The sequence below is a fragment of the Stenotrophomonas sp. HMWF023 genome, assembly GCF_003060985.1.
Taxonomy (GTDB): domain Bacteria; phylum Pseudomonadota; class Gammaproteobacteria; order Xanthomonadales; family Xanthomonadaceae; genus Stenotrophomonas; species Stenotrophomonas lactitubi.
In genome coordinates this window covers 5,296-9,237 of record NZ_QAIJ01000122.1, presented here as the reverse complement: position 1 = coordinate 9,237, position 3,942 = coordinate 5,296, and the positions used below count along the sequence as shown (strand labels likewise).

Below are 3,942 nucleotides of genomic sequence, written 5' to 3'. Positions count from 1 at the left end.
GGCGCCCGCCGAGCTGGACTGGAGCAGTGGCGGCAGCGGCGGTAGTTTCGATGATGACGACGACAACGGCAGTGCCGCCGAACGCGTCGCCGAAACCGAAACCCTGGCCGACCACCTGCTGTGGCAGCTGCACCTGACCCACCTGTCCAACCGCGACCGCAGCATCGGTGCGGCACTGATCGATTCGCTGGAAGACGATGGCTATCTGCGCGAGCCGCTCTCGGCCATTGCCGAAGCGCTGTTGCCGGCGATCCATGCCGGCGAAGACGAAATCCTGACCGTGCTGCACCAGATCCAGCGCTTCGACCCCGTTGGCGTGGCCGCACGCAGCCTCGGCGAATGCCTGCAACTGCAGCTGGACGTGCTGCCTGTCGACACCCCGTGCCTGGCCCTGGCCCGACAGGTCGCCGCCGGTCCACTGGAACAACTGCCGCGCAGCGGCGTGACGGGCCTGGCCCAGCAGCTGAAGCAGCCGTTGGCCGAGGTCGAGACCGCCGTGGCCCTGCTGCGCTCGCTGGACCCTCGCCCCGGCACCCAGATCGCTCCGCTCGCCCAGGACACCTACGTGGTGCCGGACGTGGTCGTGTGGCGGCAGAACGGCATCTGGCGCGCGGCGCTGGCCGCCCATGCCGGCCCCAAGCTGGTGATCCACCGCGGATACGAGCAGATGATCCGTCGCTGCGGTGACGCCGATGCCGGTTATCTGCGCGGCCAGCTGCAGGAAGCGCGCTGGCTGCTGAAGGGCCTGCAGGCGCGTGGCGAGACGCTGCTGCGGGTGGTGCGCAGCCTGATCCAGCAGCAGGCGGGCTTCCTTGAATTCGGCGAACAGGCGCTGCGCCCGCTGACCCTGCGCGAGATCGCCGGCGAGCTGGGCCTGCACGAATCCACCGTGTCGCGCGCGATCGCCCGCAAGCATGTGCGTACGCCACGCGGCACCCTGCCGCTGCGCGCCTTCTTCGCCTCGGGCATCGACACCGACGGCGGTGGCGAAGCGTCCAGCACCGCCATCCAGGCCATGATCCGGCGCCTGATCGATGACGAGAACCCACGCAAGCCGCTTTCTGACGCCAAGCTGGCTGACCTGCTCAAGACATCGGGAATCCCAGTAGCGCGGCGCACCGTGGCGAAGTATCGTGAGGCCATGAACATCTCCGCCTCGCACGAAAGAGTCAGAATCGTTTGACGCGCCGCCGCGCCCGGCGGAGAGGTTCATTGGCACATCCGATCAAAGGAGAAACCCGATGCGCATCGAAACGTTTGGCAAAGATGTCGAAGTCACCCCGGCCCTGCAGTCCTATGTAGAGGAGAAGCTGGCCCGGATCGGCAAACACTTCGACCAGCACTGCGAAGCGCGGGTGACCCTCAAGCTGCAGAAGACTGAACACCACGTCGATGCCAGCCTCAATATTCCGGGTCAGACCCTGCACGCTGAAGCCAATGCGCAGACCATGTATGCCGCGATCGACCTGCTGGCGGACAAGCTTGACCGCCTGGTGATCAAGCACAAGGAGAAAAAACAGCAGCACGCACCGCTGCCGGTGGGCGACAATGGTGGCTGATCGCCACCGCTCCCCGCAGACATGCCCCTGACTGACCTCCTGGCGGCCGTGCAGACCCAGCTCTGCACGGCCACCGACCGCGACAGCGTCCTGCAGGCCGCGGCCGGATTGCTGGCCTGCCGCCAGGCCAATGCCGAACAGATCTATCTCAACCTGTGCCAGCGCGAAGCGCTGGGCAGTACCGCGATCGGTTACGGCATCGCCATCCCGCATGGTCGTGCGCCGACCCTGGATCGACCCCGAGGCGCGCTGCTGCGCCTGCAGACCCCGGTCGATTTCGGTGGCGACGAGCCGGTGGACCTGGTGTTCGCCATGGCCGTTCCCGCCCACTACACCCATCAGCACCTGATGCTGCTGTCCGAGCTGGCCGAGCTGTTTTCCGCGCCCTGCATCCGCCAGGCGCTGCGCGAGGCCGGTGATGCACGGGAGCTGCGCCAGGCCCTGGACCTGACCCCACCAGCGAGCGCCGCATGAATACCAGCATCACTGCCCGCGAACTGTTCGAACAGCAGCGTGAGCGGCTTGGCCTGCGTTGGGCTGCGGGCAAATCCGGCGAGAAGCGCGAGCTGGAGGCCGGCAATACGGTCTCGCGACGCCCTTCGCTGGCCGGCTATCTCAATGCGATCTATCCCAACAAGGTGCAGATCCTCGGTACCGAGGAACTGTCCTGGCTGGACGCGCTGGAACCACGCCAGCGCTGGGAGACCATCGAAAAAATCATGCAGTCGCATCCGCTGGCGCTGGTGCTGACCCGCAACCAGCCCTGCCCGGAAGACCTGCGCGCGGCCGCCGATGAATCCGGCACGCCGCTGTGGCTGTCGCCCAAGCGCGGCCACGAACTGCTCAACCACCTGTCCTACCATCTGGCGCGTACGCTGGCGCCGCGGGTGATCCTGCACGGCGTGTTCATGGAGATCTACTCCATCGGCGTGCTGATCACCGGTGAAGCGGGATCGGGCAAGAGCGAGCTGGCCCTGGAACTGCTCAGCCGCGGTCACCGCCTGGTGGCCGACGACGCCCCCGAGTTCACCCAGATCGCCCCCGACGTGCTCGATGGCACCTGCCCGGAGCTGCTGCAGGACCTGTTGGAAGTGCGCGGCCTGGGCGTGCTGAACGTGCGCGAGATGTTTGGCGACACCGCTGTAAAGAAGAACAAGTACCTTCGGCTGATCGTCCACCTGACCAAGCCGATGACCGAACCCACCCCCCATGGTTACGAGCGCCTGACCGGCGACTCGGGCACGCGCCACGTGCTGGACCTGGACGTGCCGCTGATCACCCTGCCGGTGATGCCCGGCCGCAACCTGGCCGTTCTGACCGAGGCGGCCACCCGCCTGCACATTCTGCGTACCAAGGGTATCGACCCGGCGGCGATGTTCATCGCCCGCCACAGCAACCTGCTGGAACGGCGAACGCCCTGACCCCCCTGCCCTTCGAAGAGTCCGTCCATGAGCACCGTCAGTCCCACCGCCCCGACCCTGATCATCGTCAGCGGCCTGTCCGGCTCGGGTAAATCCGTCGCCCTGAAGACCTTCGAGGACCAGGACTACTACTGCTCGGACAACCTGCCGATCCAGCTGCTGCCGGACTTCGTGCGCAATGTCCTGAGCCACCACAACGGTGCAGCAGCGCGCCGGCTGGCGGTGGGCATCGATGTACGTGGGCAAAGCGACCTGACCCAGTTGTCCAGCTGGCGGCAGCTGGCCACCGATGCCGGCGTGGACGCCAAGGTGCTGTTTTTCGAGGCCAATGATGAAACGGTACTCAAGCGCTATGCCGACACCCGCCGCCGGCACCCGCTGAGCCAGCTGGGCCTGTCGCTGCCGGAAGCGATCGCCCGCGAGCGCGAACTGATCGCGCCGCTGCGCCGCGAAGCCGATGCGGTGATCGATACCAGTGCGTTGAACGTGCATCAGCTACGGCGCCGGATCATCACCGAATTCGCGATGGGCCATGCCACGCGCCTGTCGCTGCTGTTCGAATCGTTCGCCTACAAGCGCGGCGTGCCGGCCGAGGCCGACTTCGTGTTCGACGCGCGCGTGCTGCCCAACCCGCACTGGGATCCGGAACTGCGGGCGCTGAGCGGTCGCGAACCCGGCGTGCGCGATTACCTGGAAGCGCAGCCGGATGTGCAGCGCTACCTGGCGCAGCTGATGGATTTCCTGGATACCTGGCTGCCCAAGCTGGGTGATGGCACTCGCAGCTATGTGACGGTGGCCTTCGGCTGTACCGGTGGCAAGCACCGCTCGGTGTTCCTGGCCGAACGCTTGGCGCGCCATGCACGTGAGATGGGCTGGGAAGACGTGGCGACGTACCACCGCGAGCAGGATTGAGGGGTGGTCGGCCGGGCTGCGCCCGGCACCCGCAGAAACCACGGCAACGT

Annotated in this window: 5 protein-coding genes; all 5 read left to right on the top strand. The window is 66.7% G+C overall.

What is annotated here, in order from left to right:
* Positions 1-1,183: RNA polymerase factor sigma-54 (locus DBR20_RS06420; protein WP_258223231.1), on the top strand; the 1,183-nt coding region annotated here is incomplete at its 5' end.
* Between the two features lie 58 nt (positions 1,184-1,241).
* Positions 1,242-1,559, top strand: a complete 318-nt coding sequence (gene raiA, locus DBR20_RS06415) for a ribosome-associated translation inhibitor RaiA (RefSeq protein WP_004147311.1) — start codon at positions 1,242-1,244, stop codon at positions 1,557-1,559.
* Between the two features lie 21 nt (positions 1,560-1,580).
* On the top strand, positions 1,581-2,033 hold the full coding sequence (locus DBR20_RS06410) for a PTS sugar transporter subunit IIA (RefSeq protein ID WP_032977285.1): 453 nt from the start codon (positions 1,581-1,583) through the stop codon (positions 2,031-2,033).
* Complete coding sequence (gene hprK, locus DBR20_RS06405; RefSeq protein WP_004147299.1) at positions 2,030-2,980, top strand: HPr(Ser) kinase/phosphatase; 951 nt, start codon at positions 2,030-2,032, stop codon at positions 2,978-2,980. The genes DBR20_RS06410 and hprK overlap by 4 nt, the downstream gene beginning before the upstream one ends.
* A gap of 27 nt (positions 2,981-3,007) precedes the next feature.
* Entirely contained in the window at positions 3,008-3,892 is an 885-nt protein-coding gene (rapZ, locus tag DBR20_RS06400) for an RNase adapter RapZ (protein WP_162292003.1), read from the top strand.
* Positions 3,893-3,942: the final 50 nt, after the last annotated feature.